The organism is Burkholderia sp. Ac-20349 (assembly GCF_017104865.1).
Taxonomy (GTDB): Bacteria; Pseudomonadota; Gammaproteobacteria; order Burkholderiales; family Burkholderiaceae; genus Burkholderia; species Burkholderia aenigmatica.
Window position 1 is genome coordinate 41,816 of record NZ_JAAGPM010000024.1, and the last position, 22,035, is coordinate 63,850.

General features: G+C 67.0%; 23 protein-coding genes. 5 read left to right on the top strand and 18 right to left on the bottom strand.

The features are described from left to right. The first annotated feature begins 77 nt into the window (after window positions 1-77). Window positions 78-1,046, top strand: a complete 969-nt coding sequence (locus G3N61_RS11675; RefSeq protein ID WP_205822461.1) for a LysR family transcriptional regulator — start codon at window positions 78-80, stop codon at window positions 1,044-1,046. A gap of 27 nt (window positions 1,047-1,073) precedes the next feature. Here the strand turns inward: G3N61_RS11675 and G3N61_RS11680 are convergent, their stop codons facing one another. Beyond that, window positions 1,074-1,445 (bottom strand): MAPEG family protein, encoded by a 372-nt coding sequence (locus G3N61_RS11680; RefSeq protein WP_043179313.1) that lies wholly within the window; start codon window positions 1,443-1,445, stop codon window positions 1,074-1,076. A 301-nt stretch (window positions 1,446-1,746) separates the two neighbouring features. On the opposite strand from G3N61_RS11680, the gene alr reads away from it, so the two are divergent. After that, a complete protein-coding gene (gene alr, locus G3N61_RS11685) occupies window positions 1,747-2,868 on the top strand; it encodes an alanine racemase (protein WP_205822462.1) in 1,122 nt (373 codons plus the stop codon). Window positions 2,869-3,016: 148 nt separating this feature from the next. Here the strand turns inward: alr and G3N61_RS11690 are convergent, their stop codons facing one another. Next, window positions 3,017-3,811: an enoyl-CoA hydratase gene (locus G3N61_RS11690; protein WP_122949759.1), complete on the bottom strand. Its 795-nt coding sequence runs from the start codon at window positions 3,809-3,811 to the stop codon at window positions 3,017-3,019. 120 nt (window positions 3,812-3,931) lie between these two features. Beyond that, on the bottom strand, window positions 3,932-5,341 hold the full coding sequence (locus G3N61_RS11695) for an MFS transporter (protein ID WP_089453250.1): 1,410 nt from the start codon (window positions 5,339-5,341) through the stop codon (window positions 3,932-3,934). 133 nt (window positions 5,342-5,474) lie between these two features. Between G3N61_RS11695 and G3N61_RS11700 the strand changes: the two genes are divergently transcribed. After that, the gene (locus G3N61_RS11700; protein WP_179258825.1) at window positions 5,475-6,356 is read left to right on the top strand and encodes a LysR family transcriptional regulator; all 882 of its coding nucleotides are present in this window, start codon (window positions 5,475-5,477) and stop codon (window positions 6,354-6,356) included. A 12-nt stretch (window positions 6,357-6,368) separates the two neighbouring features. Here the strand turns inward: G3N61_RS11700 and G3N61_RS11705 are convergent, their stop codons facing one another. From G3N61_RS11705 to G3N61_RS11725, 5 genes are all read right to left on the bottom strand, one after another. Further along, window positions 6,369-6,803: a DUF3592 domain-containing protein gene (locus G3N61_RS11705; RefSeq protein ID WP_205822463.1), complete on the bottom strand. Its 435-nt coding sequence runs from the start codon at window positions 6,801-6,803 to the stop codon at window positions 6,369-6,371. 35 nt (window positions 6,804-6,838) lie between these two features. After that, window positions 6,839-7,780, bottom strand: a complete 942-nt coding sequence (locus G3N61_RS11710; protein ID WP_205822464.1) for a hypothetical protein — start codon at window positions 7,778-7,780, stop codon at window positions 6,839-6,841. Between the two features lie 153 nt (window positions 7,781-7,933). Further along, window positions 7,934-8,386, bottom strand: coding sequence for a DUF3592 domain-containing protein (locus G3N61_RS11715; RefSeq protein WP_205822465.1), 453 nt, complete (start codon window positions 8,384-8,386; stop codon window positions 7,934-7,936). Between the two features lie 10 nt (window positions 8,387-8,396). Continuing rightward, window positions 8,397-8,981, bottom strand: a complete 585-nt coding sequence (locus G3N61_RS11720) for a hypothetical protein (protein WP_205822466.1) — start codon at window positions 8,979-8,981, stop codon at window positions 8,397-8,399. A 140-nt stretch (window positions 8,982-9,121) separates the two neighbouring features. Then, window positions 9,122-10,027 carry a LysR family transcriptional regulator gene (locus G3N61_RS11725; RefSeq protein ID WP_205822467.1) on the bottom strand — a complete coding sequence of 302 codons (906 nt, stop codon included), beginning with the start codon at window positions 10,025-10,027 and terminating at the stop codon, window positions 9,122-9,124. Window positions 10,028-10,117: 90 nt separating this feature from the next. Here G3N61_RS11725 and G3N61_RS11730 point away from each other — a divergent pair, with 90 nt between their 5' ends. Then, complete coding sequence (locus tag G3N61_RS11730) at window positions 10,118-10,648, top strand: DMT family transporter (protein WP_089453338.1); 531 nt, start codon at window positions 10,118-10,120, stop codon at window positions 10,646-10,648. Window positions 10,649-10,688: 40 nt separating this feature from the next. On the opposite strand, the gene G3N61_RS11735 is transcribed toward G3N61_RS11730, so the two are convergent. From G3N61_RS11735 to vapB, 9 genes are all read right to left on the bottom strand, one after another. Next, window positions 10,689-11,054 carry a response regulator gene (locus G3N61_RS11735; RefSeq protein ID WP_011355572.1) on the bottom strand — a complete coding sequence of 122 codons (366 nt, stop codon included), beginning with the start codon at window positions 11,052-11,054 and terminating at the stop codon, window positions 10,689-10,691. A 40-nt stretch (window positions 11,055-11,094) separates the two neighbouring features. After that, on the bottom strand, window positions 11,095-12,054 hold the full coding sequence (locus G3N61_RS11740; RefSeq protein ID WP_205822468.1) for a chemotaxis protein CheX: 960 nt from the start codon (window positions 12,052-12,054) through the stop codon (window positions 11,095-11,097). A gap of 32 nt (window positions 12,055-12,086) precedes the next feature. Continuing rightward, a complete protein-coding gene (locus G3N61_RS11745) occupies window positions 12,087-12,668 on the bottom strand; it encodes a hypothetical protein (protein WP_205822469.1) in 582 nt (193 codons plus the stop codon). Beyond that, a complete protein-coding gene (locus tag G3N61_RS11750) occupies window positions 12,665-13,393 on the bottom strand; it encodes a methyl-accepting chemotaxis protein (protein WP_089453339.1) in 729 nt (242 codons plus the stop codon). Before G3N61_RS11750 ends, G3N61_RS11745 begins: the two co-directional genes overlap by 4 nt. A 22-nt stretch (window positions 13,394-13,415) precedes the next feature. Then, window positions 13,416-15,797 carry an MCP four helix bundle domain-containing protein gene (locus G3N61_RS11755; RefSeq protein WP_089453256.1) on the bottom strand — a complete coding sequence of 794 codons (2,382 nt, stop codon included), beginning with the start codon at window positions 15,795-15,797 and terminating at the stop codon, window positions 13,416-13,418. A 460-nt stretch (window positions 15,798-16,257) separates the two neighbouring features. Next, entirely contained in the window at window positions 16,258-17,988 is a 1,731-nt protein-coding gene (locus tag G3N61_RS11760) for a cation acetate symporter (protein WP_043179329.1), read from the bottom strand. Then, complete coding sequence (locus tag G3N61_RS11765) at window positions 17,985-18,293, bottom strand: DUF485 domain-containing protein (protein WP_043179330.1); 309 nt, start codon at window positions 18,291-18,293, stop codon at window positions 17,985-17,987. Before G3N61_RS11765 ends, G3N61_RS11760 begins: the two co-directional genes overlap by 4 nt. Window positions 18,294-18,802: 509 nt before the next feature. Next, window positions 18,803-19,210 carry a type II toxin-antitoxin system VapC family toxin gene (locus tag G3N61_RS11770; RefSeq protein WP_205822470.1) on the bottom strand — a complete coding sequence of 136 codons (408 nt, stop codon included), beginning with the start codon at window positions 19,208-19,210 and terminating at the stop codon, window positions 18,803-18,805. Beyond that, complete coding sequence (gene vapB, locus G3N61_RS11775; protein WP_043179333.1) at window positions 19,207-19,449, bottom strand: type II toxin-antitoxin system VapB family antitoxin; 243 nt, start codon at window positions 19,447-19,449, stop codon at window positions 19,207-19,209. The genes G3N61_RS11770 and vapB overlap by 4 nt, the downstream gene beginning before the upstream one ends. 213 nt (window positions 19,450-19,662) lie before the next feature. Here vapB and G3N61_RS11780 point away from each other — a divergent pair, with 213 nt between their 5' ends. Continuing rightward, window positions 19,663-20,346: a phospholipase gene (locus tag G3N61_RS11780; RefSeq protein WP_205822471.1), complete on the top strand. Its 684-nt coding sequence runs from the start codon at window positions 19,663-19,665 to the stop codon at window positions 20,344-20,346. Window positions 20,347-20,416: 70 nt separating this feature from the next. On the opposite strand, the gene G3N61_RS11785 is transcribed toward G3N61_RS11780, so the two are convergent. Continuing rightward, the gene (locus G3N61_RS11785) at window positions 20,417-21,928 is read right to left on the bottom strand and encodes an amino acid permease (protein ID WP_175023929.1); all 1,512 of its coding nucleotides are present in this window, start codon (window positions 21,926-21,928) and stop codon (window positions 20,417-20,419) included. Between the last annotated feature and the right edge of the window lie 107 nt (window positions 21,929-22,035).

A 22,035-nucleotide genomic window follows, 5' to 3' on the forward strand; every position in this document is an offset into this window, starting at 1 on the left:
ATCGAGGCTACCCGCGCCACCCGTGCGCGGCAAAAGATGATTTTTCAACGGGTGTTGAGTCAACTACAATACCCCGCATGTCGCACCTCCCTCCCCTCAGCGCATTGCGGGCTTTCGAGGCGGCCGTCCGCCTCGGCGGGTTTGCGCGCGCGGCCGTCGAGCTGAACGTGTCGACGAGCGCGGTCAGCCACCAGATCCGCGCGCTCGAGGAATCGCTCGGCGCACGGCTGCTCGAACGCAGTACGGGGCTCGGCGGCATCGGTCTCACGCCGGCCGGCGCGCGCCTGCTGCCGGCCGTCAGCGATGCGCTGTCGCGCCTGACCGACGCCTGCGCCGAGATTCGCGGCACCGCGCAACGGTTGACGGTATCCGCCAACGCGTCGTTTTCGTCGATGTGGCTTGCGCGCCGCCTCGCGGAATTCTCGTCGAGCCATCCGGAAACGCCGCTGCACGCGGTCGCGCTCGACGACGAACCCGATTTCGCGCGCCACGGCGTCGATCTGGCGATCGTGAACGTGCCGGCGCACCGCCTGAAAACCGACGACGACGTGCTGCTGCAGGAAACCGTGTTCCCGGTCTGCAGCCCCGAGCTGCATCCGTTCGCGTCGGGGAACGTGTGCCGCTGCCGGCTGCTGCAGGAGATGAACGAATACACGCCCGAGATCGACTGGCGCAACTGGTCGGCGGAATTCGGCCTGCCGGGCGACTTCGAAACGAAGATCGTCCGCTACAGCAGTTTCAGCCAGGTGATCGGCGCGGCCGTCGGCGGGGCGGGCATCGCGCTCGGCCGCACGCCGCTGATCGAACCGGAACTGCGGAGCGGGCGTCTCGTGCCGCTGCGGCCGGGCCTCGAACGCGCTGCATCGTGGCGCTTCGTGCTGCGCCGCAATCCATCGACACGGCACCGGCTGCTCGATCCGCTGATCGCCTTCCTGCATCGCGAAGCCGCAGAAGAAGCGGACGCCGCGCCGTTCGCCGGCACGATCGTTGCGCCCGCATCGAATGACCGTCTCGTGCGCGGCACGGGTGGCGCGACCGGCAAGTAACCCACCGGCCGCACCTGCACACGCGGCTTACGGCGCAGCGAAGAACAACGCGACCACGCACGCCATCCCGCCAAACCACACGAGCGAACGCAGCGATGCCCAGTTCAGCAGGTACATCAGCGTATAGACGATCCGGATCGCGACGAACGCCATCGCAAGCTGGTCGACGCGATGCACGTTCGCGCCGTTGTGCCACGCCACCACCAGCGCGGCCGTGAACAGCGCGAGCGCTTCCCATGCGTTCTGGTGCGCGGCCTGCGCGCGGGCGCGCCAGCCTTCGAGTTTCGCCAGATAGTCGCGCGGCACGCGGTTGTCGTAGCCCTTGCGGGCCTTCGCGAGAAACGTCATCGGGAACGGCAACAGCGCCACGATGAACAGGCACAGCTGGGACGTCGTCATCAACAGTCTCCTCCTTTATGATTACATTGATCAATGACAAGATCGCCGAGAGCTTAGCATCGCGCCGCGCTGTTCGCGCACCGGTTTTCTAGACGGGAGACTCGGCTGCAAGGCCCGCCGACCGCCGCGGACAGCCCGGTCAGACACCAAAATTTCCACCAAATCGTCGACAAAAACGTTAATTAAAACTGGTCGAACACCAATAAGATAGCGCTCAACACTGGCTCGGTGCGTTGTCGCACCAGCCTGCCGAACCCGCGCCGCCGCGCGCGCCAAACGACATCCGATCCGAGACATCGCCATGCCCCGTCCCATCGTCGCCCATATCCGCCCTGACGCCGTCCGCCACAACCTCGACTTCATCCGCCGCACCGCCGCGCAATCGCGCGTGTGGGGCGTGGTCAAGGCCAATGCCTACGGCCACGGCATCGAGCGGATCTACCCGGGCCTCGCGGCTGCCGACGGCATCGCGCTGCTCGATCTCGACGAAGCGGTGCGCGTGCGCGAGCTCGGCTGGAACAAGCCCGTGCTGCTGCTCGAAGGGATCTTCGAGCCGGCCGACGTCGAGCTGGCCGACCGTCACCGCCTGACGGTGGCCGTGCACTGCGACGAACAGCTCGACCTGCTGATCGCGGCCAAGCCGCAGCAGCCGATCGACATCCAGCTCAAGATGAACTCCGGGATGAACCGGCTCGGCTACCGACCCGCCGCTTTCCGTGCCGCGTGGGAGCGTGCAGCCAGCGCGCCGTCGATCGGCAAGATCACGCTGATGATGCATTTCGCGAACGCCGACGAAGGCGAAGTCGACTGGCAGCTCGACCAGTTCGATGCGGCGACGGCGGGGATTCCGGGCGAGCGCTCGGCGTCGAACTCGGCAGCCGTGCTGTGGCATCCGCGCGCGCACCGCGACTGGGTGCGGCCCGGCACGATCCTGTACGGTGCGTCGCCGACGGGTGCGTCGCGAGATATCGCCGACACGCCGCTGATGGCCGCGATGACGCTGACGAGCAAGATCATCGGCGTGCAGACGCTGTCGCCGGAAGAAACCGTCGGCTACGGCCGCCGCTTCACGGCCGACCGGCCGATGCGGATCGGCGTCGTCGCGTGCGGCTACGCGGACGGCTATCCGCGCCACGCACCGACCGGCACGCCGATCGCGGTGGACGGCGTGCTGACGCGCGTCGTCGGCCGCGTGTCGATGGACATGCTGACCGTCGACCTGACGCCGTGCCCGAACGCGGGCATCGGATCGAATGTCGAGCTGTGGGGCGACCAGGTGAAGGTGGATGACGTGGCGGAAGCCAGCGGCACGATCGGCTACGAGCTGATGTGCGCACTCGCGCGCCGCGTGCCGGTCGTGATCGTGCCGCCGGGTGCGTCGAGCGAACAGCCGACGCTGCGCACCGGAAGCTACGGGCGCTGACCGGCGTCGAGGCGGCGGCGCGCGCTCGCGTCGCTTGCGTACCGCTGGATTGGCGGGCCGCCTCGGGCGGCCCGTTTGCTTTGCGGCGGGCGGAAACGGCGTGGATGACGGCCCTGCCGCGCCGTTCAACGCCCCCTTCGACAACGCACTACGAACGCCACGTAGGCTTCCGTTTCTCGAGAAACGCGTCGATCCCTTCGCCCGCATCCTCTTCCATCATGTTGCGCGCCATCACGTCGCCCGCATACGCATAGGCTTCGTCGAGCGACAACTCGCGCTGGCGATAGAACATCTGCTTGCCAACCCGCACCGCGGCCGGGCTCTTCGCGACGATCTCGGCGACCTTGCGTGCGACGGCCGCGTCGAGCGCGTCCTCGGGCACCGCCTCGTTGACGAGCCCCCACGCGGCAGCCGTCGCCGCATCGACGAAGCGCCCGGTCACGAGCATGTCGAACGCGCGCTTCGCCGTGACGTTGCGGCTCAAGGCAACGGCCGGCGTCGAACAGAACAGCCCGACGTTGATGCCCGATACCGCGAAGCGCGCGGTATCGGCCGCGATCGCCAGGTCGCACGCGGCGACGAGCTGGCAGCCGGCCGCCGTCGCAATGCCGTGCACGCGCGCGATCACCGGCACCGGCAACGCGCGCATCGCGAGCATCACGCGGCTGCACTGCGCGAACAGCGTGCGGTAATAGTCGAGCTCGGGCTTGCTGCGCATCTGCCGCAGGTCGTGGCCCGCGCAGAACGCCTTGCCTTCGGCGGCCAGCACGACGCAGCGCACGTGCGGATCGGCTGCCAGCGTGTCGAACGCATCGTGCAGGCTGGCGAGCATCGCCTCGGACAATGCGTTGAACTGCTGCGGACGGTTCAACCGCAGCGTGACGACGCCGTCGTGCGCGTCGCGCAGCAGGATCGGCTCGGCAGTCTCTTGATCGGATTCCATGTTGTTCCGCTCGTTGGGGTTCGGCACGATTCGATGCGGCGCAAACGCGCGGCGTTGATGCACACACGTTCACGGCATCGTGGTGATCAAATGGTCCTCCACATTCCGTGTGGCGTCCAGTCACGTGCCACTCGCCTTGCCGGCCGTCCGCGCGGCAAAGGCGGCGATCGCATAGGCGACGCAACCGACCGCGGCGATCGCCCACAGCGCCTCGGTCAGATCCGGCAACAGTATCGTCGCGGCGCCTGCGATGGCCACGCCGAGCAGGCTGCCAGCCTGTCTCGCCGCATTGAGAAATCCTGACGCGACGCCCGCCGCGTCCGCGGGCACCTGTTCGAGCACGGTCGCGATCATCGGCGCCACCGACAGCGCGGTTCCGGTGCCGAATGCGGCCATGACCGCCCAGACCACCGGCCACGGCGCGCGCAGCGTGAGCGCGATCGCAATCGCAGGGATCGCCAGCGCCGCCACCCCAAGGCCGTTCGCCATCAACCGGACCGGGCGGACGCGGCCATGCAGCTTTCCCGACAAGAGGTTGCCCAGCGACAAACTCAGCGCGAACGGCAACAGCGTCAGCCCCGTCTGCCGCGCACTCATGCCGAAGCGTCCGTGCAGATACAGGCTCAGTACGAACAGCAAGCCGAAGTAGCCGACATAGACGAGACTGCCCATCAGGTTCATCGCGACGAAGACGGGATTGCGAAACCACGCCAGCGGCACCATCGGATTGCGCGCACGCCGCTCGACGATGATCAGCACGACCGATGCGAGCCCGGCGACCAGCAACGCGCCCCAGACGTCCGCAGCGCCAGCGCCACGCGTCGGCAATTCGATCACGGCAAAACACAGTGCGCCGAGCGCCGTCGCACCGACACCCTGGCCGGCCCAATCGAAGTGGCGCACATGCTGCGCGACCGATGCCCGAACGAGTGCCGCCGCGCCGGCAAAAGCGACCGCACCGGTCGGTACGTTGATCAGGAATGCGCTGCGCCAGCCGAAATCGTCGACGAGGATGCCGCCCAGCACCGGCCCCACGGCGACGGCCACCGACGCGATGCCCGCCCAGACCGCAATCGCCCGCGCACGCTCGGCGGGCACGTCGAAGGTGCTGCGCACGACCGCGAGCGACGCGGGCAGGAAGAGCGCGGCGCCGATGCCCTGCGCGAAGCGCGCGGCCACGAGGATGGCCACGGACCCCGCGACGCCGCACGCCGCCGATGCGCCGACGAACAGCGCCAGCCCCGCGAGATACACGCGCTTCGCGCCGAACCGGTCGGACAGCGCGCCGCCCGCGAGAATCAGCGCGGCGAAGCTGAGCGTATACGCGTCGACGATCCACGCGAGTTCGGCAACCGTCGCGCCGAGGCTGGTCCGCATCGCGGGCAGCGCCACGTTGACGATCGTCGAATCGAGGACCGCCATGAACATGCCGATCGCGACAAGCGCCAGCGTGAAACGCTGTTCGCGCGCCGTGGGGCGATGCGCGGCCGTCATCGGCACGGGGACGGATACAGGATTGCAATCGGACATGAAACCTCCAGACGGATGCCGGGAGTCTAGAAACGGACCGCGATGCAGAAAAGTGGTAATTTCGCATTTACCTGATGCAGATTTGCATCACCCTCCCCGCACACCGCCCCGCCCGATGACACAGTCGACCCGCATGAACTGGGACAACGCCCGCTTCTTCCTGGCCCTGGCGCGCACCGGCACGCTGCGCAGCGCCGCGGCGCAACTGAACGTCGACCAGGCGACGGTGGGACGCCGGATCGCCGCGCTGGAAGATGAACTCTCCGCCCGCCTGTTTCTTCGAACGCCGACCCTCTATGTGCTGACGACCGCGGGCGAAGCCCTGCTCGAACCGGCCGAAGCGATGGAACGGGCGTCACTCACGATCGAACGCCGCGTGATGGGGCTCGACGAGCAGTTGGCCGGGTCCGTGCGCATCGCCACGACCGACTCGCTCGGCAAGCGCTTCGTGGTGCCCGCGATCGCCCGCCTGCGGCGCAGGCATGCAGGCATCGACGTCGTGTGCGTGACATCGGCCGAGATCGCCAACCTCACACGCCGGGATGCGGACCTCGCGATTCGCACGTTGCGGCCGGATTCGCCGGATCTGATCGTCAGGCGGCTCGGGCATCTCGAAACGGGCATCTATGCTTCGCGCCGCTATCTGGCCGAGCGAGGCGAACCGGTCGCGGGGAGCGCGTTCGATGGACACGATCTGGTGATGTACCAGCAGCCGGTGGTGCCGACGATGTGGGATGCGCTGTGCGGCGAACCGACTTCGCGCGGCCGCGTGATGTTCCAGACCTCGTCGACGATGATGCTGGTCGAGGCTGCGATAGCGGGGCTCGGCATTGCAGAGCTGCCGTGCTTCCGCGCCGACGCGGAGCCCGAACTGGTGCGTCTCATGGCGCCGCGATGCAATCATTTCGACGTGTGGCTCGTCGCCCATGCCGATCTCTACAAGACCGCGCGCGTGCAGGCCGTGATCGAAGCCGTCGTCGAGGAATTCGCGACGGCCGGGCCCTCTGCCCGGTAGCGCGCCCGTGTGTCAACGCGCGGCCGGCTTGCGCCCGCTGCGCCACGCGCGCACGCCCGACCGCAGTTCGCCGACGCCGAGCAGGAAAAAGACGGCGCCCATCCCGCCGATCATCAGGGCGTCGCCCCAGATCGCGCCAAACGTATTCATCCGTGCGCTCATGCGCGGTTCCGCAGGCAGGTAGCGCACCTCGACCGCCTCGCCGAGATGGACGTCGACCGCGCCGCCTTGCGGGTATTCGACACGTTCGCCCGCGCGCGTCGTGAATACGATGTCCGGATGATGCGGCCCGTAGGTCAGCCGGACCACACGCCCCGGCACGACGATCGACTCACGCATGAAATCGCGGGTCGACTGGCAATCGAAGACCGCAAAGGCCAGCAGCACCGTGCCGGTCAGCACGGCGAGGCCGCCCTTGAATACCTGCATGCCGGATGTCTGCGTCATGTTCGAAGCGCGTGGCCGTCGACGATCGCGCCGCTTCAGCGCGGCTGATACTCGCCGTCGGCCGGCGACCAGCGAAACGTCTGGCGCCATTTGCCGCCGCGCTGGCGCAGTTGCAGGTCGTGGAAGCCCTCCGTCGACGTCGGCAGCACGTTCAGCGTATTGCTGGCCTCCGTGATGTCGTGATCGCGCGTGCCATCGCGATGCCAGTCGCCGGCGAGATCCTCGTAGTACATCATCGGCTGCGCGAACACGACGCGCAGCGTCTTGCCGTCGATCCGGAACAGGTACAACGCCTCGAACGATGCGCCACCGCCCGAATAACCGGCCGACCAGCCTGCCCGCACGCCGAATGCCGCATCGCCCGCCCGCAGCGCGTAGGGGGCGAGATCGAACCGCAACCACCGCTCGGGCCGTATTGCGACGTCGTCCGTCCTGGCGGGGTCGGGACTCTCGATATTCGTCTGGCTCCAGTCGATCGCCTGGTCGAGCGGCTGTTCGGTACGTGCGACGAGGTGCGGCGCTCCGTCGGGACCGCGCTCGAACACGCCCAGCCAGACCAGTTCCTTCGTTTCATCGGCATCGGTGTGGCGCTCATAGCCCTCACAATCGGTGGGCGCACGGAATTGCAGCACGTCGCGCGCGAGGCCGTCGGTCGGTGCCGCGCAGACGATCGCGACAAACGCACCGGGGCGCTGCGGCCACGGCTTCGCGCCGACCAGCACGACGCGCCCAAGCGGCTGGCCGGGTGCAAGCTGCGCGACCAGCGCCTCTTTCGTGAAGCCGGGCGGCAGGTGTACGCCGAAACCGTCCTGTTCGGGCGCGCCGCTCATGTCGCGCGCGTACGCGGCGCGTGCTTCGGGCGAACTGAACTTCCCCGGCACCTCGTCAAGCGAATGCGCGGTGCCCGCCGCGTGTGCGGCCAGGCCCGCACATGCGGTGCCGATCGCGATCAGCCACGGTATCAAGCGGATGGTCATGTCGGAATGCTCTTTGAAGTGACGAGGCAGCCTGCAGCGATGTCGCGCACGCGAGCGTTCGCGCGTCAACCAGATCGGCCCGGCAGTCTCGTGCAGGCGTTTCATAATGTTCTGCTCGACGGAGTTCGGCAGGATTCGGTGCGGCGCCAGCGGTCACGCGCGCTTGCGGCCGCTGCGCCACGCGCGCACGCCCGACCGCAGTTGACCGACGCCGCCCAGGAAAAAGACGACGCCCATCACGCCTAACATCAGTACGTCGCCCCAGATCGCGCCGAACGTATTCAACCGCGCGCTCATTCCGGGCTCGTCGGGCGTGTAGCGCACCTCGACGGTCGCGCCGTCCTGCTCGCTCACCGAGCCGCCCTGCGGGTATTCGACCTGCTCGCCCGCGAGCGTCGTGAATGCGATCTCAGGATGATGCGGGCCCGCGTTCAGCTTGATGACGCGCCCCGGCACGACGACCGACGTGCGCAGGAATTCGCGCGTCGACTGCGCGTACAGCGCGGTGCCGACCAGCATGCACGTGCCCGCGATGGTAAAGACGATGCCCTTCGCGATCAGCGTCTCGGTCTGCTGCGCGGCGGTGCGGCCGGATCCGGACACCATCCCGCCCACCCTACTTGCGTGACTGATAGAACGACACCTCGATCTTCGACTGCGTCTTGCAGCGGTACATCACGCCGCGCCCCGTTTCGTCGGTCACGCCTTCATACGGGCCGTTGCAGCCCGTGACCTTGTATTGCGCGAACGGAATGCGCTTGCCGTCCTGCGGCCGGACCAGCACCGGGATGCGCCCCATCGGGCCGTCGCCGACCGTGCGGACGAGCACCATGCGCGCCGCATCGATCGGCGCGGCGGAACGCACGTAGACCGTACGCCCCTGCGCGTCGGTCGTGCCTTCGACCTCGAGTTCCTGGTTGTCCTGGGCTGCGCTCGTGTAAAGCGCGAATGCGTAGTGCGTGTTCGGCAGCACCTGTTTCGTCGCGGGATCGTGCAGCACGAAATAGCACCCGTTGGCGCCCCTCCCGGCCGTCGCCTGTCCGTCGGCCTGCGTGGGGTTGCACGTGTACGACGAACCGCCGCCAACGGCGGCCTGTTGTGCCTGCTGCTGCCCGGTGCCGGCGCACCCGCCTGCCAGCGCAGCCATCAGCATCACGCATGCGCCGCGCGCGAGCGGTGCCCGCTCGATCTTGATTTTCATGGGAAGGTGTCCCGTTCCTGATTGTTGTGGATGCCGGGCGTGCTGCGCCTGTCGCGCCGCCACGCCGCCCTCGGCATTCCGCAGGATACGGATATCGCGGCGCGCTGTAAATTGCGCGCCCTGCCGGCCGCGCCGCGCGGCTACCCGCCGCTCGCGACGCGCGCGATCGTCTGCCGCAGCCAGATATGCGCGGCGTCGCCGTGCCGGCGCGCGTGCCAGTACTGGGAAAACTCGAACGAATCGATCGGAAACGGCGGCTCGAACACGCGCAGGCGCGCGTCGTCGCGCACGCGATCGAGATTGCGGCGCGCGACGGTCAGCACGAGGTCGGTGCCGGCGATCAGGTCGTTCGCGACGCTCCAGAACGGCAGGATCACCGCGATGCGCCGCTCGTGCCTCAACCGCGCGAGCGCGCGATCGACTTCGTTGTCCATCCCGTCGCGCATCGCGACCAGCGCGTGCGGCCGCGCGAGCCAGGCATCGAGCGCGAGTTCGCCGCCAGCCGGCAGGCGGCTCGCATCGGCCAGGCACGCGAACGATTCGACGAACAGCGGTTGCGCGTGCAGGTCGCGCTGCAACGCGGGCAGCACGCCCAGCGCGAGATCGACCTCGCCGTCCATCAGCTGCATCCGCATCGCCTCGCGCGTGGCCTGCGACACGATCAGCTCGATGCCCGGCGCATCGGCGCGCAGCGTCTTCACGAGCGCCGGCAGCACGATCCGCGCGCCGTAGTCGGACATCGCGATGCGAAAGACGCGCGTGGCCGCGGACGGATCGAACGCCTGCGGCTCGATCAGCGCGCCGAGCCGGCCGAGAACGTCGTTCAGCGGTTCGACCAGTTCGTTCGCCCGCGCGGTGAGCTCGAGCCGCCCCGCGCGCCGCACGAGCAGCGGATCGCCGAAGATTTCGCGCAGGCGCGCGAGTGCATGGCTCACGGCAGGCTGGCTGCGGTGCAGCCGGACGGCCGTGCGCGAGATGTGTTTTTCGCTCAGCAGCGCGTGGAGCGTCACGAGCAGGTTCAGGTCGATGCGGGCCAGATTATTCATGAAAAGAATATGAAGCATCCGAAGAACGAATTTCCATTCGCGATCTTAATGGATAACAATCATTTCAACATCCTTTCATCACCGACCAAGATGACGACTTCCCTTTCCTTCGCCACCCTTCCGCTCGCCGCCGCGGCTTTCGTCGCCGGCGCGCTCGTGCCGCTGCAAGGCGGCAGCAATGCCGCGCTCGGGCGCGCGCTCGGCCACCCGCTGTGGGCGAGCGTCGCGTCGTTGACGGTCAGCCTGCTCGCGGTGCTGCCCATGCTGCTGGCCACCCGCGCGAACGCGCCGCTCGTCGGCGACGCGCTGCAGCGCCCGCTGTGGATGTGGCTCGGCGGCCTCGCGGGCGTGATCTACATCACGCTCGCGCTGATCCTGACACCGCGGCTCGGCGCGACGACCTTCATCGTCTGCGTCGTCGCCGGGCAAACGCTCGCGTCGCTGCTGATCGACCACTACGGGCTGATGGGGCTCGCGCAGCGGCTCGCGACACCCGGCCGCATCGCGGGCGTCGCGCTGATCTTCGCGGGGATGATCGTCGTGCAATGGCAGACGCCCGCGCCACGCGCGCCGGCCGCAACCGGCGACGCGGCGGTCGCGCAGCCGGAACCGCAGCGCTGAATGCGCGGGCGGCAGCGGGCGCGCGAAAGCCCGGTGTGCGTCAGCCCGCGAGCTTCTTCAGCGCGTCGAGCACCGCGTCGCCCTTGAACGGCTTCACGATCCAGCCCTTCACGCCGGCGGCCTTGCCGCGCTCCTTCATCGCCGGGCTGCTTTCGGTCGTCAGCATCACGACGTTGACCGTCGAGTTCGCCAGCTCGCCGCGGATCTTCTCGACCATCGTCAGGCCGTCCATGTTCGGCATGTTCACGTCGCTGATCACGAGGCGCACGCCGGGCGTCGCTTTGAGCTTCGCGAGCCCGTCCTTGCCGTCGACGGCCGTCGCGACGTCAAGCCCGTGATTGCGCAGGAAGCCCGCGACCTCGTCGCGCACCGTGCCCGAATCGTCGACCACCAGAATCTTTGCCATGTCGTATTCCCCTTCCTTTCCTTGTTGCTGACTTCACTATTCAAAACAGTTCGAGTTCGCCCGATTCGACCATCGGCCCCACGTCCTGCACCGATTCGCGGAAATCCTCCGGCGACCAGCTGAGGCTGAACACGAAACGCTGGTCGAGGCAGACGGAGCGCCCCGATGCCGGGTCGGTCATCCGGTACTTGAAGCAGAGCTGCGGGCAGTCGCCGCCGAACGAGATGAACTTCTGCTTGTGATTGACGACGAGCGGCACCTGCACCGGATGGCGCGCCAGTGCCTCGGCGTCGCCGAGATAGCGGTTCTTGAACGCGCCCCACACGAGGTTGGTCAGCTCGCCGAGCACGCTGTTCACGTCGCGGAAATCCGGCGCGCGGCCGGCCTCGCGCGTGCCGCCGATCATGTCGAGCAGCGGTTGCTCGCTCGTCTGCAGCAGCATGTAGCCGCGGCACCACGCGCTTTCGAGCGCGATCAGGCTGAACACTTCACCGAAGATGATCTGGTCGCGCACGATGCACGGCGTTTCGTGCTCGATCGTCATGCCCGGGAACAGGCTGTCGATGCGCGCCTCGGTGATCTCCGAGATGCCGCGCACGAGTGCGTTCGGGTAATCGCGGCCGAACAGGTATTCGTCGATCGCGCGCTTGAGCGGCGTCATGTCGTCCGCGACGTAGGCCGCGCACGCGACGCGCGCGAGCGCCTCCGGCAGCCCGTCGCGCGACGCGAGCGATTCGCGGCGCAGGATGATCGGCAGCTCGGGGCGCAGTGCATCGATCTGCGTCGCGATAATCGCGCTCTCGGCCGGCGAGCCGCCGTAATCCTCGGCCAGCAGGATCGCGCCGAGGTCGATGTTCGAGCGCAGCACCTTCAGCAGCCGGTTGCGCCGCACGGTCAGGCCGACCAGGTTGTGCTCGTCGCAGAAACGCTTGATCGCGTCGGCGTGCGCGCGACTGTCGTCGAGTACGAGCACCTTGCTGACGGGTTTGTCCAGGGTCATCTCAAGGGTTCCTAATGGTCGATCAGGGTCGGTCAGAACAGTTCGAGCTCGCCGCCGGTATCCACCGTGGCCGTTTCCGGCATATGGAAATCGACCGGCGCGTTCGCGCACACGCACAACGTCGCACCGACCCGCACGTCGCCATCGAGCGTCAGGTCGTAGGCGGCCACGTGATTCGGCGCCAGCGCGTGCAGGTAGTCGATGCTCGATCCGCTCAGCAGATAAGGCGTCGACATCCCCAGGTCGGGAAACGGCACGGTCAGCGCCTGGTTGATCGCGCCGCAGCACAGGTTCGCGACTTCCATGAACGCTTCGGGCAGCGGCCGCTGGCTGCTCGTGCCCGCCGTCGCGCCGGCGAAATGACGGCGCGTCGCGTCGTCGTCGCTGAAGCGCAGTGCGAGCAGCAGGCGGAAATGCAGCGCCGAGATCGTCAGCACCGCGACATGCTCGGGCACCTTCGGCTTCGCACGCGACTTCGCATGCGCGTGATCGTGCCCGTCGTGCACGGGGCCGGCGGACGGCCGGATGTCGCACGCGCCGCCGGACGCGAGCCGTGTGCGCGCCGCGTCGAAGAAGATCCGTTCGAAGCCGGCTTTCGCCTGCGCGCTGATCACGCCGCGCCTCCTTCGATCCGCGCGTGCAGTTGCCCGGCCAGCGTCTCGACGGTCGCGAGCGCGGCCGTGATCATCTTGCCGCCGGCCTGGATGTCCTGGAACGTCGCGGCCGTCACGAGATCGTTACGGTTCAGGCTGTCGCGATAGCTGTTCGACAGTTGCTGCGAGCGCGCGGCCAGCCCGCGCACCTCGCTCGCGACGATCGAGAAGCCGCGCCCGGCCGTGCCGGCGCGCGCGGCCTCGATCGATGCGTTCAGCGACACGATCGACACGTGCGCGACGATCGCCGACAGCTCCAGGTTCTTCGTGCGCATGTCCTGGTTCTGCGTGGTCAGCGAGATCATCTGCTCGTGCCAGCGCTCGAAGGTGCCCGCGAGCCCGCGCAGGCGCGCGGCTTCGTCGGCGATCTTCATCGCGTGCTGCGCGAGCGCAGTTCGATCGGCCGACAGCGCCTGCATGGCGTCGCGCTGCGTGCCGGCGGCGGACGTCTCGCGCGCCAGCGCATCCTCGAGCTGCGCCTCGCGCTGCGCCCATGCGTCGGCCGCCTCGGCGTGCGCCGACGCCGCGTCGGCGACGCGCGCATCGGCTGCGTCGAGCGCGCCGCGCAACTGTTCCGTATCGCGTTCAAGTGCCGCGACGAGCCGCTTGCGCGTCACGCGAAACACGACCGCCGCCACGATTGCGACGACGGCACCGCCCGCCAGCGCGGCGGCCATCTGAATCATCCACGCCTGCACGATCACGTCGTCACTCCGCCGCACCGATATCCGCGCTGCGCGCACGCTCGTGCGCGACGCCCTGCGCAGCAGCGTCAGCCGCGAAGCGGGCCGGCAACGACACGATCGTCTCGAACGCGCGATACGGCGCGCCGACGCGATCGTCGGTGAAGCGCAGCGCGATATCGCCGCCGTCGCGCTTCAGGAAGTTGCGCACCGCGTCCATGCCGACGCCACGCCCCGACACTTCGGTCACGGCACTCGCGGTCGAGAAGCCCGGCCGGAAGATCAGCTCGGCGACCTCGTCATCGGACAGCGCCGCATCGTGGTCGGCGTCGATCCAGCCGCGCTCGCGCGCGATGCCGCGAATCCGGTCGAGCGCGAGGCCGCGGCCGTCGTCGCTCAGCACGAACCACAGCTCCCCGCCGCCCACGCCGACCGCGATGTCGATCGTGCCGGAGGCCGCCTTGCCGGCCGCACGCCGCTCGTCCGACGATTCGATCCCGTGGTCCATCGAGTTGCGCAGCAGGTGCATGAATACGTTCTTCAGCGTCGCGGCGATTTCGCTGCGCACGCGGTGGCCGTGGCTGTCGATATGCACGACGGGTGCCGGCTTGCCGAGTTCGGCCGCGAGCGACGGCAGCGACTCGATCACGCCGCCGAGCGCATCGCCGATGCCCTGCGTGCCGAGCTGGCCCAGCATGCGGCGCACGGCGTCGCGCGCCGCGTGCCAGTCGGCCGCGTTCGCCGGATCGGCGCCGTCGAGCACACGCAGGCTCTCGCTGATGTGCGCGCGCTCGACCATCAGGAAATCGGCGCCCTGCACCGCATCGCCGCTGCGGCCAAGCGTGACCGCGTTGATCGTCGCGTAGTGCTCGACGGCCTCGCGCACGCGCGCCAGGTCGTCCATCAGCGCGTCGCGGTTCCACTCGGGGCCGCCGTCCGCGCGGCGCAGCGAGTCGTAGGCCTGCTCCGCTTCGTGGACGATGTTCGTCAGGTGCTGGAGGCTGTACGTGCGCGCATTGCCCTTGATCGTGTGCATGTTGCGGAACAGCGCCGCGACGATCGAGTGATCGGCGCGCTCGTGCTGGCGGATCATCCGCTCGTTTTCGCTGAGGAAGCCCTTCGCGCTGTGCACGAAGTCGTGGAACTTGTCCTGGCTGATCGACAGGATCTCGCCGATCATTTCGAGGCGGCGCTGCTGCTCGCCGGCCTGCGCGGTCAGCTCGCGAATCTCGGTCACGTCGCGCACGCACAGCATCAGGCGCACGACCGTGTCGGTCTCGTCGGTGATCGCCGACCAGCTCAGGTCGAGCCACTTCTCGCGGCCGTCCGGCATCCGCTTCGCGACTTCGTTCACCAGCAGGTGCTCGTTGAACTCGAAGTTCATGCTGTCTTCGCCGAGGCACGCGTGCACGGCCGCGTCGACCTGCGAGCGTGCATCGGAACCGATGTTCGAATCGTCGAACACGAGCGCCATCAGGTCGCGGCCCGCGATGTCGTTCGTCTCGAAGATGGTTTCGAGGTACGCGGAATACTCCGCATGCACGACGCCGCCTTCGACGACCGTCAGGATCCCCTGCTGCATGTTCTGCAGCATCGCCTGGATGTCGGCCGTCTTCTGCTTGAGCTGCGCCGCATTCTCCTGGATCTTCTCGATCATCCCGTTGAACGCGACGATCGAATGACCGATTTCGTCCATCCGGCCCACCGGCACGCGGCGCGTGAAATCCTGGCTCGTCGCGATCTCGCTCATCGCCGTCTGCATCCCGCTCAGCGGGCGCGTGATCTGCCGATACAGCAGCAGGCCGAGCGCGGTCAGCAGCACGATCACCGTGCCGGCGACACCCGCGATCGCGGTCGCCGTCGTCGACAGCATCCCGTTCAGCGCGTTGATCGCGTCGTCCTTCTGGCGGTTCTTCTCGACGCGCATCGTGTCGACGATGCTTTCGAGTTCGTCGCGATACTGTGCGACGTTCGCGAACAGGTACGCCTGCGCCATCTCGGGCTTGCCGTCGGTCTTCATCTTCACGGTGTCGTCGATCGCCGCGAAGTAGTTCGTGGCGCTGTCCTTCGCCTGCGAGACGAGCCCGACCTGCGCCTGCCCGACCGCCGACTTCGCCTGCACGTCGAGTGCGGCGCGCAGCGCGGCCTGCTTCGCCTTCAGCTCGTCGCGCGCCTGCGCGGCGGTATTCGCGTCGGGCGCGTAGATGAGCGTCATCGTCGCGATCTGGATGTTCTTCACATCGGCGACGAGATCCGCCGACGCGAGCGCGCTCGGCACGATTCCCTGGGTGACCTGGCGCACCTCGGACGCGCTCTTGCGCGTCTGGTACACGGCATAGATGCCGATCGCGGACAGCGCGAAGAACGTCAGGACGACTAGCAGCGTAATGCGATGACGAATGGTCATGAGTACAGCTCCCCGCAGCGATTCGGCTTCGACCGCCGTTTGGTCTATTGAAAGAATGTGAGCGCCGAATTATCGGGGATGGTGTATGACGCTCCGATGACCGGAAATCAATCGTTCATTGATAAAAATGAAATGAACAATTGTGACGAAAGAGCCCTAAAGTATTGCCGGAATCTGCCGTTAACCTCCTGCCACAAGGCTTCGATCGGCACTACGGCGCAGGCGTAAAATCCGGGGCTCGGATATTTTCTTTTTATTTATTTAATCCGCGGATTGGCTGCAATCGGGCTTTCGTAAAACGTTTGCGCATTATCGGCGAATCCAGTCGAATTCGCGATTTTTTATTGCCGGCGAGTCATTCGACGGACGGATGAAAACGATGCCGCCCGCCGCGGGGACGACGAGCGACGATCAAGCGCATCGCATCGTCGGCCCCGGGGCGGGCGTGACCGGCTACCGCTCAGTGGCTGCTGGCGCGCGTCGCCCCCAGCCCCGTTTCCGAACGCACCTGCTGCGCGGCGAACGCGCCCTTCTCCGCCTTCGCGCGCAGGCTCGTGTCGAGTACCGAGAACAGCCACACGCCCACGAAGCCGATCGTCATCGAGAACAATGCGGGCGACGTGTACGGGAACCACGCCGAACCCTTCGGATAACCGAGCGTCGCCTCCCACACCGACGGCGACACGATGGTCAGCCCGACCGACGAGACCAGCCCCAGGAACCCGCCGATGACCGCGCCACGCGTGGTGCAGCCCTTCCACATCATCGACAGGAACAGCACCGGGAAGTTGGCCGACGCCGCCACCGCGAACGCCAGCGACACCATGAACGCGACGTTCTGCTTCTCGAACGCGATGCCCAGCAGCACGGCGATCACGCCGAGCACCAGCGTCGTGATGCGCGACACCTTCAGCTCGTCCGCACTGTTCGCGTTGCCGTTCTTGAAGACGGTGGCATAGAGGTCGTGCGACACCGCGGACGCGCCCGACAGCGTGAGCCCGGCGACCACCGCCAGAATCGTCGCGAAGGCCACGGCCGAGATGAAGCCGTAGAACACGTCGCCGCCCACCGTCTTGGCCACCAGCACCGCGGCCATGTTGGCCGTGCCTGCGCCGCCCTTGATCACGCCCTTGGCCACGTCGGACAGTTCCGGATTGGTCAGCACCAGCGTGATCGCGCCGAAACCGATGATGAAGATCAGCACGTAGAAGTAGCCGATCCAGGTGGTGGCCCAGAACACGGACTTACGCGCTTCCTTCGCATCCGGCACCGTGAAGAAGCGCATCAGGATGTGCGGCAGGCCGGCGGTGCCGAACATCAGCGCCATGCCGAACGAAATGGCCGAGATCGGATCCTTGATGAACCCGCCCGGCGACATCACCGACAGCCCGATCCGGGTCGCGTCGTCCGGCGACTTGCCGGCGTTCGCGGCGATCGCGGTCTTGACTTCCACTGCGTGGGCGAACAGCGCCTCCGGGCTGAAGCCGTACTGCGCGAGCACCATGATCGCCATGAACGTCACGCCCGCGAGCAGCATGCATGCCTTGATGATCTGCACCCAGGTGGTGGCGGTCATGCCGCCGAACAGCACGTAGACCATCATCAGCGCACCGACGATGACGACGGCCACCCAGTAGTCGAGACCGAACAGCAGCTTGATGAGCTGCCCCGCGCCCACCATCTGCGCGATCAGGTAGAACGCCACCACCACCAGCGTGCCGACCGCGGCGAAACTGCGGATCGGCCCCTGCTCGAAGCGGTAGCCCGCGACGTCGGCGAAGGTGAACTTGCCGAGGTTGCGCAGCCGCTCGGCCATCAGGAACGTGATGACCGGCCAGCCGACCAGGAAGCCGATCGAGTAGATCAGGCCGTCGTAACCCGACGTCATCACCGCCGCGGAAATGCCGAGGAAGGAGGCCGCCGACATGTAGTCGCCCGAGATCGCCAGGCCGTTCTGAAAACCGGTAATGCCGCCGCCGGCCGTGTAGAAATCCGCGGCGGAACGCGTGCGCGACGCCGCCCACTTGGTGATCCACAACGTCCCTGCCACGAACAGCGCGAACAGGACGATGGCCGTGGTGTTGGTCGCCTGCTTGGCGGTCTGCCCGACATCGCCGCCGCCCGCGACGGCCACGCCGCACACGCCCGCGGCCAGCAGCGCAACCAGCGTCATCGAAAGAGTCTTCTTCATTGGGCGACGTCCTGCAGGATGTCCTGCGTCAGTTGATCGTATTCGTTGTTTGCGCGACGCACGTAGATGCCGGTGATGACGACGGTGAACACGATCACCGCCATGCCGACCGGTACGCCGACACTCGTCACGCCGGTGCTCACGGGCTTCGCGAGGAACGACTTGTCGAATGCGATCAGGGCGATATAGCCGTAGTACACGATCAGCATCAGCACGGTCAGGCAGATACCGAGCGTGTTGCGTCGTCGCTTGAGCTGCGCATACTTCGGATGCGCTTCGATTTTTTTCACCAACCCATCATGCATCGCCTGTCTCCTGGTTTGCTTTTTGAATGAGTCCGGCGATTCTGAACAGCGAAGCTGACTGCGGGCTTACTCGATCTTTCGCGAGTGGCATTGCGAGGACTATGGTTTTCCCTAGCGGTACGGGGCGCTGTGGCGCTGTCACCCTTGATGCGTGTACGCGACCGTGCGCGGGGCGCACTGTAACGTCACCGCTCTTTCGGCGTAGCGATGCGGGTTAGTCAGGACGCAATTTTTCGATAGTCCTCAATAAACGGATACTTCCGTGCAAGGACAGTCACTCGCATCGATCGATGCTGATGGAAGGGTATGAGCGTAGACGGAGCATGGCATCGACGCGGCAACGGCGAAGCCACGACGACGGCGCGCTATCTCCCTCGGCGCTGCAACTCGCTGCACGCGCTCGAGAAATATACGGAGTTGAAGTCCACTGTGATTCGGTAGCGGTGATGTCCGGGCGGCGCCCGCTCGCCGGACGAATCCACTCCCGTTGCGGCATGACCGTCATGCGATCAGTTTTCACGCGTCTCGGCGAGCCAATCCTCGACCTGTAGCCCCGGGACGCGCGCAAACTCGCGCATGTTATGTGTGACGAGCACCAGACGCCGAGCGCGTGCCTGCCCTGCGATCAAGGCATCGTACGGACCGATCGGGGTTCCGGTCACGGCCAGTTGCGCACGAATCTCGCCGGCGTGCTGAGCATCTTCCACATCGAACGACACCACCTCGAACTGAAGTGCCTCGACACGTGCCACGTTCGCTGCCGCTCTCTGGCTCTTGTAGGCACCGTAGTAGAGTTCATGCGCGACGATTGCCGGCATGCCGAAATCTGCTGGCTGATACGTGCGCAGCAGAGCCAGCATGGCCGGCTCGCCTTTCATGATGGCGATTACCGCATTGGTATCCAGCAGAAATTTCATTCAAATACGTCCAGACCCGGGCGCTCCTGAGCGGCAGGCTCGGTCGTTGCGGCGGCTTCGAAATCGGCGTCGACCGGGCCGATCAGCGGTGTCAACCATGCCCAGTCTTGCGGCACCGGTTCGAGAATGACGGATGAACCGTGGCGACGAATCCGGACCTCGGTCGTTTCGAAACGGAAATCCTTCGGCAGACGGACGGCCTGCGATCCGCCATGCTTGAAAATCTTGGCAGTATCCATCCCCGCCCCTCATGTATCTACGAAATGTATCTATTTTAGCAACTACGTGTTCCGGTGACGAGTCATCCGATCGGCATATGAAAAACTAGCACCGGTGCGCCGTGGAACACCCGATTGACTCCTACCAGGAAACAATCAATCGCACAACGGCGATTCACCTCCCCGTCCGCACGCTCTAGACTGTCGCATCGCTCCCCTTTCCGGACCCACGCAATGACCGACGTCCTGCCGCCGACCACCGATCCCGAGTCGGGCCTCCAGTACCGGCTGCGCCCGGCCACCGGCCGCCCCGTTGCCCGCCTGTTGCTGCTGCATGGCGTCGGCGGCAACGAGACCAACCTGCTGAACCTGGCCGACGTCATCGATCCGCGCATCGAGATCGCGTTCCTGCGCGCCCCGCTCACGTTCGGGCCCAACCAGCACGCGTGGTTTCCGGTGCGCTTCGGCCCGAACGGCCCCGAAATCGACGCGGCCCGCGCCGACGCCAGCCGCCTCAAGCTGATCACGCTGCTGCGTGCCTTCCACGCGCGGGACGGTGCGGGCGCCGAGTTGCCGACCGTGATCGCCGGCTTCAGCCAGGGCGGCATCATGAGCGCGAGCGTCGGGCTCACGTCGCCGGGCGATGTCGCCGCATTCGCCGTGCTGTGCGGGCGCATCCTGCCCGAAATCGATCCGCTGGTCGCGCCGCGCGATGCGCTTCGCCCGCTCCATGCGCTGATCGTGCACGGCCGATTCGACGACAAGCTGCCCGTCGCGTGGGCCGACACCGCCGACGCGAAACTCACGGCGCTCGGCGTCGCGCACGACACGCGGCTGTACGACGCCGGCCACGAACTGACCGACGAGATGGCCGGCGATTTCGGCCGATGGATCGGCAAACGCACCGGGTTGAACTGACTGTCACGAGGCGCCGGGGCGCCGGGGCGCTGGCTCGCGAACGAGCCGGCGCGCCCGGCACGTACCGTCTTCAGGCGCCCCGTGCCGGATCGGCAACGGCGCGCGTGGCCGCAGACGCAAGCGCATCCGCCGCCTGCTCCCGCGCGGCACCGCGCTTCGCCAGCTTCCAGCCGACCACCAGCGCGAGCACGACGACCGGAATCGTCGCGATGGTCCACGTGCCGCCCGGATAGTCGAATGCCATCAACACCAGCACGCCGACGAGGAAGGCCAGCGTGAGCCACGACGTGAACGGCGCGCCGGGCATCCGGAACGACACGGCCTTCAGCTCGCCGCGATCGACCGCGCGACGGAACAGGATCTGGCACATCACGATGAAACCCCACGTCGTGATGATCCCGAGCGACGCCATGTTCAGCACGATCTCGAACGCCTGGGCCGGCACGATGTAGTTCAGCGGCACGCCGATCGCATTGATCGCGACCGTGATCAGGATCCCGCCGTACGGCACGCCGCGCGCGTTCATCCGCGACACGAAGCGCGGCGCCGAGCCGCCCATCGCGAGCGAGCGCAGCACGCGCCCGGTCGAATAGAGGCCGGAGTTCAGGCTCGACAGCGCGGCGGTCAGCACCACGACGTTCATCACGGTGCCGACGTACGGCACGCCGAGCTTGCTGAAGAACGTCACGAACGGGCTTTCGTGCGCGCTGTATGCGGTCCACGGCAGCAGCATCGTCAACAGCACGACCGAGCCGACGTAGAACAGCGCAATGCGCCACATCACGCTGTTGATGGCTTTCGGCAAGACCTTGCGCGCATCGGCGGTCTCGCCCGCCGCGACGCCGACGAGCTCGATGCTCGCGTACGCGAACACGACGCCCTGCACGATCAGCACGGCCGGCAGGATGCCGTGCGGAAAGATCCCGCCGTGATCCGCGACCAGGTGAAGCCCCGGCATCTGGCCGGCGACCGGATGGCCGCTCGCGAGAAACACGGCGCCGACCGCGAGGAACACCGCGAGCGTCCCCACCTTGACGATCGAGAACCAGAATTCCATCTCGCCGAACACCTTCACGCCGATCATGTTCATCACCGACACGATCCCGAGCGCGCCGAGCGCGAACACCCACTGCGGCACGTCGGTGAACACGGCCCAGTACTTCATGTAGATCGCGACCGCGGTGATGTCGACGATGCCGGTCGTCGCCCAGTTCAGGTAGTACATCCAGCCCGCGACGAACGACGCGCGCTCGCCCATGAACTCCCGTGCGTACGACACGAAGCTGCCGCTGGTCGGCCGGTGCATCACGAGCTCGCCGAGCGCGCGCATGATCAGGAACGCGAACACGCCGCAAACGAGATACACGAGCGCGAGCGCGGGCCCCGCGTGCTGCAGGCGCCCGCCCGCCCCGAGAAAGAGGCCGGTGCCGATCGCACCGCCCATCGCGATCATCTGCACATGCCGCGGCTTCAACTGCTTCGCATAGCCGGCTTCGTGCGACGCGAACATCGCATCGGGGTCGGCATGACGGGAATCCGCGCCGCCGGCCGGATCGGCCGGGCGCTCGCTGCTGTGTTTCATCGTGAGTCTCCGTTGTTTCTTGATGTGCCGCGCCCCGCGCAGGGGGCGCGTCTGGGTCTATCGCGCGCGGGCCGCCGGCAGCCTGTGCCGGTGCCGCGCAGCCGGCG